General features: G+C 45.2%; 9 protein-coding genes and 1 tRNA gene. 5 read left to right on the top strand and 5 right to left on the bottom strand.

Annotated elements, in window-relative coordinates; translation table 11 throughout:
* The 4 genes from K4A83_RS07400 to K4A83_RS07385 all read left to right on the top strand — a co-directional run.
* A partial coding sequence (locus tag K4A83_RS07400; RefSeq protein ID WP_265263828.1) for a Uma2 family endonuclease occupies window positions 1-480 on the top strand: 480 nt, incomplete at its 5' end.
* Between the two features lie 78 nt (window positions 481-558).
* Window positions 559-1,341, top strand: a complete 783-nt coding sequence (locus K4A83_RS07395) for a Uma2 family endonuclease (RefSeq protein WP_265263827.1) — start codon at window positions 559-561, stop codon at window positions 1,339-1,341.
* 177 nt (window positions 1,342-1,518) lie between these two features.
* The gene (locus tag K4A83_RS07390; protein WP_265263826.1) at window positions 1,519-2,280 is read left to right on the top strand and encodes a Uma2 family endonuclease; all 762 of its coding nucleotides are present in this window, start codon (window positions 1,519-1,521) and stop codon (window positions 2,278-2,280) included.
* Window positions 2,281-2,330: 50 nt separating this feature from the next.
* Window positions 2,331-3,962: a mechanosensitive ion channel family protein gene (locus tag K4A83_RS07385; RefSeq protein ID WP_265263824.1), complete on the top strand. Its 1,632-nt coding sequence runs from the start codon at window positions 2,331-2,333 to the stop codon at window positions 3,960-3,962.
* Here the strand turns inward: K4A83_RS07385 and K4A83_RS07380 are convergent.
* Window positions 3,951-4,871, bottom strand: a complete 921-nt coding sequence (locus tag K4A83_RS07380) for an AEC family transporter (RefSeq protein WP_265263823.1) — start codon at window positions 4,869-4,871, stop codon at window positions 3,951-3,953. The genes K4A83_RS07385 and K4A83_RS07380 overlap by 12 nt on opposite strands.
* 435 nt (window positions 4,872-5,306) lie before the next feature.
* Here K4A83_RS07380 and K4A83_RS07375 point away from each other — a divergent pair, with 435 nt between their 5' ends.
* Window positions 5,307-6,209, top strand: a complete 903-nt coding sequence (locus K4A83_RS07375) for a pentapeptide repeat-containing protein (protein WP_265263822.1) — start codon at window positions 5,307-5,309, stop codon at window positions 6,207-6,209.
* 33 nt (window positions 6,210-6,242) lie between these two features.
* Here the strand turns inward: K4A83_RS07375 and K4A83_RS07370 are convergent, their stop codons facing one another.
* From K4A83_RS07370 to K4A83_RS07355, 4 genes are all read right to left on the bottom strand, one after another.
* Window positions 6,243-7,076: a carbohydrate ABC transporter permease gene (locus tag K4A83_RS07370; protein ID WP_265263821.1), complete on the bottom strand. Its 834-nt coding sequence runs from the start codon at window positions 7,074-7,076 to the stop codon at window positions 6,243-6,245.
* A 52-nt stretch (window positions 7,077-7,128) separates the two neighbouring features.
* Complete coding sequence (locus tag K4A83_RS07365) at window positions 7,129-12,603, bottom strand: trifunctional serine/threonine-protein kinase/ATP-binding protein/sensor histidine kinase (RefSeq protein ID WP_265263820.1); 5,475 nt, start codon at window positions 12,601-12,603, stop codon at window positions 7,129-7,131.
* A gap of 213 nt (window positions 12,604-12,816) precedes the next feature.
* Window positions 12,817-12,889, bottom strand: a tRNA-Thr gene (locus tag K4A83_RS07360).
* Between the two features lie 92 nt (window positions 12,890-12,981).
* Complete coding sequence (locus tag K4A83_RS07355) at window positions 12,982-13,833, bottom strand: class I SAM-dependent methyltransferase (protein ID WP_407809940.1); 852 nt, start codon at window positions 13,831-13,833, stop codon at window positions 12,982-12,984.
* Between the last annotated feature and the right edge of the window lie 428 nt (window positions 13,834-14,261).

Below are 14,261 nucleotides of genomic sequence, written 5' to 3'. Positions count from 1 at the left end.
GGTCGCTATCCAGATGTGATTGTTGAGTTGATGTCGCCGAGTACCGCCCGAGTCGATCAGGAAACCAAAAAGGATATTTATGAACAGATATTCCGCACCCCAGATTACTTTGTATTTGACCCGTTTGCAGCCAATTCTTTGCAGGGATGGCATTTAGAAAGTTCCCAAGGGTATCAGCCCTTGGTAGCCAATGAGCGAGGTTGGTTGTGGTGTGAAAGCTTGGGCTTTTGGCTGGGAACTTGGTCAGGAACCATTGACCGCGAGGAGGCCGTTTGGCTGCGGTTTTACGATACTCAAGGGAGTTTAGTCCTGTTACCTGAAGAAGCCGAACGCCAAAATGCTCAAGCTGCCGAACAACGGGCCGAACGTCTGGCACAACGCGCCGAAACCGCCGAACAACGAGCCGAAACCGCCGAACAACGAGCCGAACGTCTGGCGGAAAGGTTGCGATCGCTCGGTTTAGACCCAGAGGAACTATAAAGCGATCGCACAACATCTACTTTAAATGGGGATATAATCATCAACAACTGAGAAATACGAGACACGGGGGAACCGAAAATGTCAGTTGAACTCACTGCCAATACTAGCCCCGAAACCGCTACGGAAACGCAATGGGAACCCCCCATGCCGCCGACAGATTTGATTTTTGATGATGGAGAGCCTTTGGAAAGTAACCGTCACCGCATTGCCATGAACGTCCTGATCCGGTCATTGCAACAGGCTTGGAGCGATCGCCATGATTTCTACACGGGCGGGAATATGTTCATTTACTACAGCAGCGAACAAGCAAGGAACCGAGATTTCCGAGGCCCAGATTTCTTTGCCGTATTAGATGTAGATGGCACCACAGAACGACAGGGTTGGGTAGTATGGCAGGAAGGGGGTCGCTATCCAGATGTGATTGTTGAGTTGATGTCGCCGAGTACCGCCCGAGTCGATCAGGAAACCAAAAAGGATATTTATGAACAGATATTCCGCACCCCAGATTACTTTGTATTTGACCCGTTTGTAGCCAATTCTTTGCAGGGATGGCATTTAGAAAGTTCCCAAGGGTATCAGCCCTTGGTAGCCAATGAGCGAGGTTGGTTGTGGTGTGAAAGCTTGGGGTTTTGGCTGGGAACTTGGTCGGGAACCATTGACCGGGAGGAGGCAATTTGGCTGCGGTTTTACGATACCCAAGGGAGTTTAGTCCTGTTACCTGAAGAAGCTGCCCAACAACGAGCCGAAATGGCTGAACAACGGGCTGAACGTCTGGCACAACGAGCCGAAACCGCCGAACAACGAGCCGAACGTCTGGCGGAAAGGTTGCGATCGCTCGGTTTAGACCCAGAGGAACTATAGGCGATCGCACAACATCTACTTTAAACACATAAAATGTGCGATCGCTCATCTCTCTTAATCTAGGAAAATATCCAGAACCATGGTTATCATGCCGCAGAACTCTATACTCTCCCCTTGCTGGATTAGCGTTAAGGTGAGCTAATATCAACAGCATTAGGTGTAAACCGGATAACAACTATGGTGACACAACTCCCCCTCCCAACCGATGGCGAAATCATTTATCCCGAAAGCGATGGACAACCTATGGCCGATAATACCCTTCAATTTCGCTGGATTACTGTCATTTACCATAATTTAGCGTGGTTATTGGCTCAAGATCCTAATGTGTTTATCGCGGGGGATTTATTGTGGTATCCAGTACAAGGGAATAATAAATTACGTCAAGCACCCGATGTGATGGTGGCGTTTGGTGTCCCCAAAGGAGAGAGAGGCTCTTATCAACAGTGGCAAGAGAATAATATTGCCCCGCAAGTCGTCTTTGAAATTCTTTCTCCGGGTAACACTAAAAAAGAAATGAACCGCAAATTATTGTTTTATGACCGCTACGGGGTGGAGGAATACTATCTCTTTGACCCCCAAAATAATAACCTAACGGGATGGTTACGTGCTGAGGCTTGGTTAGATATCATTGAACCGATCAATGGTTGGGTTTCCCCTCGTTTGGGCATTCGCTTTGATCTCTCGTCGGATCATTTGGTGTTATATCGTCCTGATGGTCAACCCTTTGCCGATTATCTGGAAGTCCAACAGCAGTTAACTATTATAACTGAACAATTAGAACAAGAACGGCAAGCCAAACAAACAGTTACTGAACAGTTGGCACAGGAACGGCAAGCCAAACAAACAGTTACTGAACAGTTGGCACAGGAACGACAGCGCAACCAACGTTTAGAACAATTGCTGCGAGAAGCAGGACTTAATCCTGATCACGATCTTTAGGTGACAATTAGCAATGGTTGGGGTTGATTATTATTTACCCATTACGGTCTATGAACTCTCTTGTAATACCTAATTCACGCTGGAAAAGCTGGCTGTTGGGACTGCTGACAGCCCTCTTTTGTTTAGTGACTCCAGTGGTCAGTTTAACCCAAACTCCCTTTACGGAAACTGAACCCATCAAAGCCCCTGTCGTCCTCGGAGATCAAACCCTCTTTACCCTCCAGCAGGGCATCGGGGAATTATCGGTACAGGAACGGGCCCGCACAACGAGCGATCGCCTCACTAAAGCCGCTAATGACCTCTCTATCCCCCTCAGTTCCCTCCGACAGGAAGAAGTGGGAGATATGACTAACCTAGCGATTGGCGATCAAGTCCTACTCACCCTCACCGAACTTGATGCAACTGCCCCAGAGCAAACAAGGCAACAGTTAGCCCGAACCTACTTAGTCGTATTCGACCGAGCCATTCGTCAATACCGCCAAGAACGTAGCGTTCAGAATCTGGTGATTAGCGGTTTATGGACAGCACTGGCCACCATACTACTCTTCCTCGGTTTATCACAAATTAACAAAAAAGTCAATTTATTCGCGAAAAAAGTTAACCTTTCCTATCAAGAAAAACGCCTAGGGATAGCCATTCAAAATCAACAAATCTTGAACCCCCAGCGCGTGCATAATTGGCTTTTGAGGGGCATTCAATGGCTTAAATTAGGATTATCCTTAATTTGGCTGACTCTTTATGTCCTCCTAGTTTTATGCCTATTTCCTTGGACGAAGGGCATCGGTTGGCAAATCGTACAGTTTTTGGGCTATACGTTAGGCATTTTTAGCCCTATTTTTTGGGCAGAATTATTAAAACTAATTGGCTTAGGGGTTGTTTTATTCATCACCGCCATCCTCCTGAGAGTTGCCCATAAATTTACGCTAAAAGTCGCCCAAGAAGAGATAAAACTGGAACAATTTGATCCTAGTTGGGCTTTCCCCACTTACCAGTTAGCGCGAGTGGGGATTCTGGCACTTGCTTTTGTTCTGGCTTATCCCTTCCTGCCCTTTATTGCCTCGCCCTTGTTAATGGGTGTATTCCTGTTGTTGCTAGGGATTGGGCTATGGGGGAGTCGGGATTTTATTCAGGATGCGATCGCCGGATTTTTTCTCACCTACAATCGTCCTTATACCCTAGGCGATCGGGTACAAATCGGGGATCTCAAAGGCACCATTTTAGAGCAGAATCTATTTAGTGTTCGCCTTCGCACCATTAAAAATGAAATTGTCACCCTGCCCCACCATCTTTTAAACCAGATGGTTGTCATTAACTACAGCACCGCCTTACGGGAGAAAAAACAGCCCCTCCTATTACATACCACCGTTCAGATTAGTTATGAAGTCCCTTGGCAAATTATCCATAAAGTCTTGCTCAATTCAGCCGCACAGACTCGTTATATTTTGAGCGATCCCGCCAGTTTTGTCCTGCAACGTCAACTGAATTCCCACGCTGTTTTATATGAATTGAACGCCTATACAAATGCCCCCACCGTGATGGAGAAAATTTACTCAGAACTGCACCAAAATATACAGGATTTATGCACTGAAGCTCAGATCGAGTTATTAACGCCAACTTATACAATTCTGCGGGAGTTAGAACCCAAAGTCATAGCCGATGAAGACCCACCATTAACCGAATAAAAACACCCACATCGGAAGGGTTAGGAGTAACCCGATAGAACCTATGGCGATCGCACTGACCGTTAATTCCCAATCTAAGGCATAAGTTTCCGTTAAAACCAGCGTCGCGAAAGCAGGGGGCATAGCCATTTGTAGGACTAAGACCAGTTGAGTCATTCCATGAATCCCCAATCCGGCTAAAATTAGCCCGAAAATTAGGGGAATCAGCAGCATTTTAATGCCCAAACTAATGGAAACGGAACGCCATTGACGGAAGGATGATAATTGACTTAAACGCATCCCAATTAAGACCAACGAGAGACTAATTACCCCCCAACCAATGCCTTTCAGGGTGCTTTCAACTGGGGTAGGTAACACCACTTGACGGAAGAATAAACCAAAGGCAAACGCCCACCAAATGGGATTACGGAGTGTTTCCACAAACAATTGCCAATGTTGTTTAGTGGCTTTGCCAAAATAAGCCGCTAAAATCACTCCCAATCCATAGGCTCCAATAACCGTTCCAAACATATCGTAAAATAAGGCTAGAGCAAAATGTTGTTCTCCAGCAAGGGTGAGAACAATGGGATAGCCTAAATATCCGGTATTGCCCACCATAGAAGTGAGAACAAAACTCCCTTGACGAGGGGAAGTCCACTCTTGAGACTGCAATTTTAACCAGATGGCCGCTAAGGTTGCTCCTGATATAATGGCCATCAGCGCAATGAGGGGAGAAATCCATAGGGTATTGGATAAATCTGCCCAACGGAGGAAGATAATATTACCCAAAGGAACTCCTACCCAAAAGAGAAATTTTCCCAAGTTTGTACAGGTGGATTTCGGTAAAATACGACCTAAGAGCCAGCCCACTAATACCCCGCCAATGAGTTTGGTATATAAGGGCATGAGTTGGGCGCTTAAATCAAACATAATTTAGGGTGTGGGGGATAAGAAAAACAGCAGAAATCCTTTCCTAGCTCCCCTTCCACAGGAGGGGAAAGAGGATGTAGGGAAGGATCTTTCTAATTACTATACCAAGAGCATTAATAAGTAAATGTTCCTGTTGATCAAGATTTTGGCAAGTGGAGAGAATCTTAATTCCGATTTAAGCTCTTGGAGGGAGTGAGGAGGGGAAAGGTCATCCAATTATTAAACTTTTCCGTAATTTTGGCGAAAAGTTGTCACAATATGGGGATCGCTTATAGGATGATCTTATGCTTTGCACCAGTGTCACTTATCAATGATGCTTATGCCTACAGTGATTAATTTGGCGGTTCAAGAAATCTTACCCATCCAGAATGGGCTGGGTTGCTGTGTGCAGTTCCCCGCAAAAGGTTATAGTGGGTTTATGCCAAGGAGGGGGGCATGAGAAACCATATGGATTATTACTACAAGGTTTTGGAGTTAGAACCCGGTGCATCGTTGGAAGAAGTGAACCAAGCTTATAAGGACTTGGCTTTTATTTGGCATCCTGACCGTATTCCTAATGATAATCCTAGATTGTTACAGAAGGCGGTGGAGAAGCTCAAGGCGATTAATGAAGCGCGGGACTATTTGCGGTCAATTGAACGGTCTAATCCGGTGGTAGAACCGAAAACGGGGGTTTATAGTCGTCCTTCTGGGGCGAGTTATGGGGCCTCTAATTCGGGGTATTCTGCCTATGGGTACTCTTCGGCTACTCGTTCGACTTATACTCGACCCCATGAGCGTTATTCTACTCCTCGATCGGATTGGGATCCCTGTTACGAGACGAAGCATTCTGAGAGTCGGCGATCGCACTCTTACACTACCCCCTCCTACACTTCTCCCACCTCCAATGGGGATTCTTCTTCGGAAACGAGGCGATCGCACCATACCCCCCACAATGACCCCACTCCTCAACCCCACTACCGTAGACCCTACTATGCTGACTACAGTGGCCAAGACTTTAAAGGGGCTGATTTAACGGAAAAAGACCTCTCAGGACGCAATTTTCAGGGGGCGGATTTTAGCGGGGCCAATTTGAGTGATACATTTCTCCACGGAGTTAATTTTGAATCGGCCAATTTATCTCAAGCCAATTTGTTCCGGGCAAATCTGTTACAGGCTAATTTGCGCGGGGCGAATCTCCAAGACGCGAACTTAATTGGGGCCGATTTTAGCGGGGCAGACCTTCGGGAGGCGGATTTACGCAATGCTAAGGTGGGCAAAGGCGATCGCCTGTTTATTAAACTCACCGGGGCGAAACTCTCCGGCGCTATTCTCCCCGATGGTCGCATTCATTTGTAGGCTGTGGTTTGGGGAATAGGGAATAGGGAATAGTCAACCCTTAACCCCACTTCCGGCCTCGGTGGGGATAATGTAACGTTGGGCAAAGATAAAGACCAGTAACACCGGAATAATCGAAATCACGGATCCGGCCGCCATTAAACGCCAATCGAGGGCAAAGGTTCCGGCCAGGGTAGCGACTCCCAAGGGGAGGGTGTAATAGTCCGGTTGATCAATGACAATCAAGGGCCAAAGGAAATCACTCCAAGAGCCAATAAACACGAAAATGGCGAGGGTGACCAGGGCAGGACGCACCGCTGGGATCATGACGTGCCACCAGATACCGAGTTCTGATGTTCCATCAATGCGGGCCGCTTCTTCTAATTCTTTGGGAACACCTTGGAAGGCTTGCCGGAGTAGGAAAATTCCGAAAGCGGAGGCAATGGAGGGGAAAATAATCCCGAGGTAGCTGTTGCGGAGTCCTAACTGCACCGTCAGGATAAACAGGGGAATCATGACGATTTGGAAGGGAATCATGATGGTGGAGACAATGAGGGCAAAAATGAAATCTCGTCCTTTAAACTCCAGTCGTGCGAGGGGATAGGCGGCAAGGGAGCAAAAGAGTAGGTTTAACCCCACCGTTAATACAGCTACGACGACACTATTCAATAAATAGGTGGCAAAGGGGTAGGTTTCCCAGACGATTTGGAAATTGCGTAAGGTGGGGTTTTGGGGGATGAGTGGAGGGGGGAAGCCGAAAATGGGTTCTGTGGGGGATTTAAAGGCCGTGCTGACTAACCAGAGAAGGGGGAATAGCATGGCGATCGCAATTCCGCTCAATAATAGATAAGTCCGCACTGTTCCCCAAAATTGGCGTTGAGTCTTCATACAATAGGGCATTGATAACCATTACCCCCCCATTATAGAGACTTTGACTCGATCAATTTTCTCCGAAAAAATTCAGGGGGAGGCTAATCACAAATTCAGTCCCTTGCTCAGGACTGGAGGAAACGCTTAAACTGCCCCCATGTTGCTGAATAATGGAATAACTGACGAATAATCCTAACCCGGTGCCATGACCCACGGGCTTAGTGGTGAAAAAGGGGTCAAAAATGCGTTGTTGCAGCTTGGGAGGGATATAAGTTCCGGTATTGGCGATCGCAATTTTCACCTCTTGGGGGCTAGTTTGGGCAGTGCGTAGGCAAATTTGAGACACCGCATCAGGGGCAGAATGTTCCCGCATGGCATCAATGGCATTGGTGAGAATATGCAGAAACACTTGATTCAGTTGACTGGGGTAGCACGTCACGGCCGGTAAAACCCCATATTCTTTGACCACTTGAATTTCCGGTTCTGTGGGGCTAGCTTGGAGGCGATTTTGTAAGATTAATAGGGTACTCTCTAAGCCACTGTGCAAGTCCACGGTTTTGATGGCCGCTTCATCAAGACGGGAGAAGTTGCGTAAATTCAGGACAATTTGCCGAATTCGTTCACTCCCCACTTTTAGGGATTGCAGGATTCTCGGACTATCTTCCACCAGAAAATCCAGTTCAATTTTATCCTGGTGGTCTTCAATCATGGGGCCAGGGTGGGGATATTGTTCTTGATAGAGGCTAACCAATTCTAAGAGGTCGTTTAAATACTGTTCAAGGTGGGTAATATTGCCCTTGATAAAACTAATCGGATTGTTGATTTCATGGGCAATTCCGGCCACTAGCTGCCCCAGAGAGGACATTTTCTCAGACTGAATTAATTGGGCTTGAGTTTGTTGGAGTTGGTGCAGGGTTTTTTCTAAATCTTGGGCTTTGTGTTGTAAGGCCTGGGTTTTTTGGGCGACTTCTGCCTCTAAGGTGTGGGAATAGTTTTGAATTTTTTCATAGAGACGGGCATTTTCGAGGGAAATGGCCGCTTGACTGGTGAGGAATTGTAAAATTTGTAGGCGATCGCGAGTAAAGGCCCCTCGGGTTAAGTTATTTTCTAGGTAGAGAATCCCCATCAGTTTCCCTTGACCTAGAATGGGCGCACAGAGAACCGATTGAGGCCGTTCTAGACGAACATAGCGATCGCTACCCCAAGAAAGTGTTTGACTAAGATTATCAAAAACCACCGCTTCCCGATTCCCAATCACCGTTTCAATCAAGCGATGAGGCAGTTTAGGATATTGACTCAGGGGAGTATTAAGCAATTCACTATCATGACAAGTCGCTTGTACCCGCACAGACCATTCTCCCTCTTCTCGCAGTATTAAACAACCCCGTTGGGCTCCTGCATTAGCAATGGCTAACTGCATCAAACTACCCAGCAATTTTTCCAGTTCAATCTCTTGAGAAATCCCTTGGGATGCCTGCATCACAGCAGGCAAATCAAACCACAGATTTTGGGGATTTTCTTGAGCGGTGGTGATGTTATGAACAACACTTGAACTGAGGGTAGAACTGGGGGTAATTTCAAGGGGCGTAGGATTGAGGGGGAGTAAGTGACTATATTGGCTTTCCAGTTGCTGGATTTTGCCTTTTGCGTCCCAGCGCCCATAACTATAATAGGCATTTTCCAAATAAGTTGCGGCGATTTTTGGTTTACCCCAACTTAGATAAAATTGGGTCGCTAATTCTTGGGCTAAAGCCGCTTCCTGCACAAAGCCATTTTGCTCTGCTTCGGCAATAGCTTGATCATAACAATCAATGGCTTGTGCTTTGTTTCCTTGCAGGCGATACTGTTCCCCTTGAACTAATAAATACTTATGTAAAAAGTTTTCGGGACAATGTTCTGACCAGATTTTTAATTGTTCCTGATTTTGTTCAATAGTTTTTAACGCTTCTGTTTGTTCAGGAGCAGATAATTCTGGATAACAGTTGAGGAGAATTAACGAACCGTAGTAATAGTAAGAACTAAAGGTAGTAAAACCAACCACTGCATTGATATTTTTCTTCGCAGCTTGGCTGTACTCCAATCCTTGTTTAAAGTTTCCACTGATACAAGCCCCCTGCATTTTTAGTAAGTAATACAGGGCAATAGCTAACCAACTCTCAGAACTTTCGCCCTCTTTAATTCGGGCTTCTGCTTGAGCGAGGAAAACATCCTCTTTTTGTTCTTTTACACTTTGGCTGACCTGAGAAATAAAGACTTTTGCCCCCGCTAACACTACCCATAATAACTCGTTTTTGAGTTGCTCCGCAATCTGCCAATATTGTTCAATATCTTGGTCAATTTGGCTTAACTTTTCCCCGGCAAACAGGCGATTATAAATATTTCCCATCAAGTTATAAGCCGCAAACTGGATCTCGCCACTATCCATCCCCGCTAAAAAGCCTTTGTAGTTGATCTCAGCTGCCCCAGCTATAGGTTTTGCCCAGGGATGAATCCAAGAACCGAGTAATAAGCAAGCTTTGCACTCTTGAGATTTAGTCTCCAGTTTATCGCTCAATTGAACCGCTAACTCTCCAAATTCATAACCGCGTTGATATTGTTTATCTCGTAAGCCTAACAGTAAGCCATAATTGGCATAAGCTTTAACAGATTCTTGAGTATTTCCGTTGATAATTGAGAGGTGAACTGCTTTGATAGAGACAAGGGTGTAAAGTTCCAAGTTGCCGATAATGTAGATCGTCGGTTCTAAAGCAATGAGTAATTGAATAGCAGAGATCACTTGAGGATTGGTAGCTGCGGGTAAGTGTAAAATAGATTCTACTGTACGATCATTTAAAAAGGAATTAATCCCTAGAAATTCTTGCTCAATTTCTTGCTTTAGATTGTTTTGATCAATGGTAATCCCTAAGTCTTCCAAGCCTAAAAGACCCGATTTTATAGCTTTCTCACAACGTCCTTGCAGTGTAAAACTAACAATTCTCAAGACATGGAATTTTGCTCGATCTACAGGGGATATAATGAAATTAATACAGGTTTTAATGGTTTTTTCAACTTTATCTAATTGAGAATTGCTCAATTGAGCAGCCGCTAAATAATAGAACAAATCAAGTTTTAATTGATACTGCTCTACCCAACTATTTTGCTGAAGATTAATAGAGTCTAAATAGTCTAGTCCCCGTTGGAAATATTGAATAGCGGTAGCGTAGGCTGTGGACAGCATCGCTTTCTGTCCAGCGAATAAATTCAGTTGGGCGATTTGATTTCGCTCCTCTTGTTCAAGGGGGAGAAATTGACCAAAGTTTAGATGATTAACAATCTCAAAAATAGAGTCATGCTGGGCTTGTTTTGAAAGATTTTTAAGTAAAATTTTACCCATTTTGTAATGGGTGCTGTGCTTTTTGTTTTCTGGAATTAAAGAATAAGCCGCTTGTTGAATCCGATCATGGAGAAAGCGGTAGGTAAGGCTTTCTAAATACTCATTAGAGGTGGTTAACTCGTCTAAATCTCCATAAACCTTATAGCCCTCATTTTGAGGTAAAATCAGCCCTTCTTGTAGGGCATCCCAAAGCTGTTGAGCCACTTGGGCGGGGGTTTGCTCAACTACAATGGCTAGAGTAGCTAAATCAAACTCATTGCCAATACAAGCCGCAAATTTGAGAATTTGTTGACTCATGACGGGCAGTTTTTGAATTTGTTGCGCCATAAAGTTGACCACATCATGGCTAAAGGTTTGCCCTTGAATCTGCTTGAGATCCCATTCCCAAATCCTTTGCTGCTCATTGAACCAAATCTTTTCTTCACTGTATAAGGCTTTGAGGAGTTGGGTAATAAAGAAGGGATTCCCTTTAGTTTTATGGTAGATAAAATCACTCAACCCTTGCGATCGCCTCATAAAACAATGGAGGGTTTCAGCGACCAACTGATGGGTAGTTGAAGCGTTTAATGGGGTGAGGTTAATTTGATTGACAGTTTTCTCGGCTTTTTTTAAACTTTTGATGAGTAACCTAAAGGGGTGACTGGGAGACACTTCATTATCCCGGTAAGCCCCTAATAATAGTAAATCCCCCTTCCCTTCCATCAGCAATTTGAGCAAAGCCAAGGAAGCAGAATCTGCCCATTGTAAGTCATCTAAAAAGATCACGAGGGGATGGTCAGGGGTGGTAAAAATGGCAATAAATTCTTGAAAAACTAAATTAAAGCGATACTGTGCCGCACTACCCGACAGTTCAACAAGGGGCGGTTGAGGGCCAATAATTTGCTCTAATTCTGGGATAACATCTAGCAAAATTTGTCCATTTTCTCCCACAGCCCCCAGAATCTCTGCTTTCCATTGTTCTCGTTCTACCTCGGATTCCGCTAACAGTTGTCGGATTAAATCTTGTAGGGCTTGGACAAAGGCAAAGAGGGGAATATTGCGTTGAAATTGGTCAAATTTGCCTTGAATAAAATAGCCTTTTTGACGAGTGATGGGTTTATAGACTTCCTGAATCAATGCCGTTTTGCCAATGCCAGAAAATCCAGCCACCAGCATCATTTCCACCGCTTTTTTCTCTTCTAAAGGGTGAACCACTCGTTCAAAGGCATTCAGAAGGGTTTCTACGGCCGTTTCTCGACCATAGAGTTTTTCGGGGATTAAAAAGCGATCGCAACTATCCCGTTGTCCCAGTTCAAAGGGCTGAATCTTGCGGGAGTTACGCCATTGTTCAAGGCAGTAAGTCAGATCATATTCTAACCCCAAAACCGTTTGATAGCGATCCTCAGCATTCTTCGCCATCAGTTTGAGGATAATAGCACAGAGGGGGTCGGGGATGGTGGGATTAATCTCTTGGGGAGAAGGGGGAGATTGAGCAAGGTGACAATGCACCAATTCTAAGGGGTTCTGGCAGTTAAAGGGGAGTTGTCGGGTGAACAGTTGGTAGAGGGTGACTCCTAAACTGTAAAAGTCGGTACGGTAATCAATGCCGCGATTCATCCGCCCAGTTTGTTCTGGGGCAATATAAGATAAAGTCCCTTCTAGTTGATTGGGATTTTGAATGTCTTGACCTTCTTTGGGCAGTTGGGAAGCAATACTAAAGTCAATCAGCTTAATCTGATGGGTGTGGGGATGAATTAATAGATTGGCGGGTTTAATATCTTTGTGGATGATACCCTGCTGGTGAAGATGGTGCAGAATCTGACATAATTGCTGTGCGATCGCCAATCCCATTTCCACTGACAGTGTTTGCTGCTGAATGTACTGCTGGAGCGATATACTCCCACAATCCTCCATCACTAAAGCATAACCTCGTCCATAGGGTTCTAAGGCAATGGGATGGACTACCCCCAGAATCGCTAAGTCTTTAGTTATTTTGTATTGATTCAGGAAGTGGACTAATTCACTAAAACTGGGATACTCTTGACAGAGCATTTTCACCACCACTCCACGCTGCGAACTGTTTTGAATCCCTCGATAAACCGATGTTTTACGTCCCACATACAGGGGTTTTAAGAGGGTATAACCCGAGAGGGTAGGTAGAGAAGAAGGAGAAGTGTTCACCAAGGTTTTCATGGCAGCTAAAACGCTCTGTCGGAGTTTCTCCTTCTAACGATAGAGAGCAATTGTGAAAAATTTATGTCGCTTTCCGGGTCAATCCTTTAGATTTCGCCGTTTTTGGGCGGGTGTGTTCCGGAATTGATCAAATCAAAGATTCTTCTGGTAAATTGAGATGACTAAGGATTGAGTCAATTCTTCAAGCCTATATCTGGTCACGATTACAAAGTAAGCTCTCTATCGGACTTGAACCGATAACCTACTCATTACAAGTGAGTTGCTCTGCCAATTGAGCTAAGAGAGCATTGGAACAACCTCTCGGTTGCATGGTAGCAAACCGTTTCCCATTATAGCGAACTTATCCCCCAGTGGCAAGCCATTCCTGAACAGATCCCCTTACGCAGGAAAAGGCATCCCAGAGAAATTCACCGGAGATTCAGGATAACGAGCCGGATGGGGTTTTAGACCTCGTGTAATTTGGTGGAGAAACCACAAATCCTCCGTTCTCACCCCTTCAAACCCGGCCGCTCCCATCCAAGCATCTAGATTTCCTTGAGCATAGTCTTGAATATAAGGTTCTTCAAAAATTTCTGTCAGCCAACTGCTGAAACGGAGGGTTTTTTGATTGCCGTCGAGAATCAGAACTTGTCCATTTGGTACCAGCAAACGAAAAGCTTCTTTTAAGATCCGTTGGCTAATCTCGGGGGGAGTTTCGTGGAACAGAAGGGACGCTGTTACTAAATCAAAAGACTGACTAGGGAACTGGGTACTTTCTGCCTTATCTTGTCGCCAATCAATCCTTAAACCCGCTTTTTCCCCTTTATAGGCAGCCATAACCAGCATATAGGGGGATAAATCTACCCCAATCACCGTAGCTTGGGGAAACGCTTTTTTCAACAAGAGAGTCGTGGAACCAGTGCCGCAACCTAAATCAAGGATGCGGTGGGGAGTGCCACCAATTTGTTCAATTAACCCTTGACGTACCCAGAGTTCATTGGGGGGGAGAACATACTGGGTAATGGGATCATAGGTGACAGCAGCGCGAGGATTCAAGTACCCTTCAGCGATGCCGTGAAAGTTTTGGCTGGTGTAATAATCTGGATAGGAGACATTGGGGTTGCGTAGGCGATCGCCTTCTGTGTCCCAATCAATACTCTCATAGAGTTGATTAATTTCCGCCTCATTAATCAAAGGACGGATCACGGGTTGGAGAAATCTCTCCCATAGGGTATTTTGACCAACTGCCATCAAACTCCACTCCACCAGATGAACCTGAGAATCGTTCTCCATTGTATCCTACAACCTTGACAATCCACTGCCTAAAGGCGAGTGGATTCTTTCCTCATAGACTCTTGTCTAGCCAATCAGAGATTGACCCTGACAGAACGTCCTCAAGTATCGGGGCTTTCAAGAAAACATGATCGACAAAGAAAAACCCCCCAGTTTTAACCATTGGGGGGTTAAGGTTGATTGTGTCGTTTTCAGGAGGAGAATACAAGAGCAGCCAATCTGGCAAAACCTCTTTAATCCCTAAAAGCCAGCAAGCCACTGATCTGTTGAAAAGGGGAGAAAAAGAAAGTAGTAGTACAGTTCTCTTAGCTGTTGAGCTTGGATATTGAGCTTTGTCCTAATGCAGTTCGGTAAATCCCCATTTACTAAACTACTAAGCTCTACCA

Source organism: Spirulina subsalsa FACHB-351 (genome assembly GCF_026130165.1).
Taxonomy (GTDB): domain Bacteria; phylum Cyanobacteriota; class Cyanobacteriia; order Cyanobacteriales; family Spirulinaceae; genus Spirulina_A; species Spirulina_A subsalsa_A.
Note: the sequence above shows the minus strand (reverse complement) of the source record. Positions and strands in the feature narration are given on the sequence as shown.

What these genes read in the sequence shown, in the direction of transcription:
- K4A83_RS07395 (WP_265263827.1), top strand. Translation starts at nt 559, where the DNA reads ATGTCAGTTGAACTCACTGCCAATACTAGCCCCGAAACCGCTACGGAA.
- K4A83_RS07390 (WP_265263826.1), top strand. Translation starts at nt 1,519, where the DNA reads ATGGTGACACAACTCCCCCTCCCAACCGATGGCGAAATCATTTATCCC.
- K4A83_RS07385 (WP_265263824.1), top strand. Translation starts at nt 2,331, where the DNA reads ATGAACTCTCTTGTAATACCTAATTCACGCTGGAAAAGCTGGCTGTTG.
- K4A83_RS07380 (WP_265263823.1), bottom strand. Translation starts at nt 4,871, where the DNA reads ATGTTTGATTTAAGCGCCCAACTCATGCCCTTATATACCAAACTCATT.
- K4A83_RS07375 (WP_265263822.1), top strand. Translation starts at nt 5,307, where the DNA reads ATGAGAAACCATATGGATTATTACTACAAGGTTTTGGAGTTAGAACCC.
- K4A83_RS07370 (WP_265263821.1), bottom strand. Translation starts at nt 7,076, where the DNA reads ATGAAGACTCAACGCCAATTTTGGGGAACAGTGCGGACTTATCTATTA.
- K4A83_RS07365 (WP_265263820.1), bottom strand. Translation starts at nt 12,603, where the DNA reads ATGAAAACCTTGGTGAACACTTCTCCTTCTTCTCTACCTACCCTCTCG.
- K4A83_RS07355 (WP_407809940.1), bottom strand. Translation starts at nt 13,833, where the DNA reads ATGGCAGTTGGTCAAAATACCCTATGGGAGAGATTTCTCCAACCCGTG.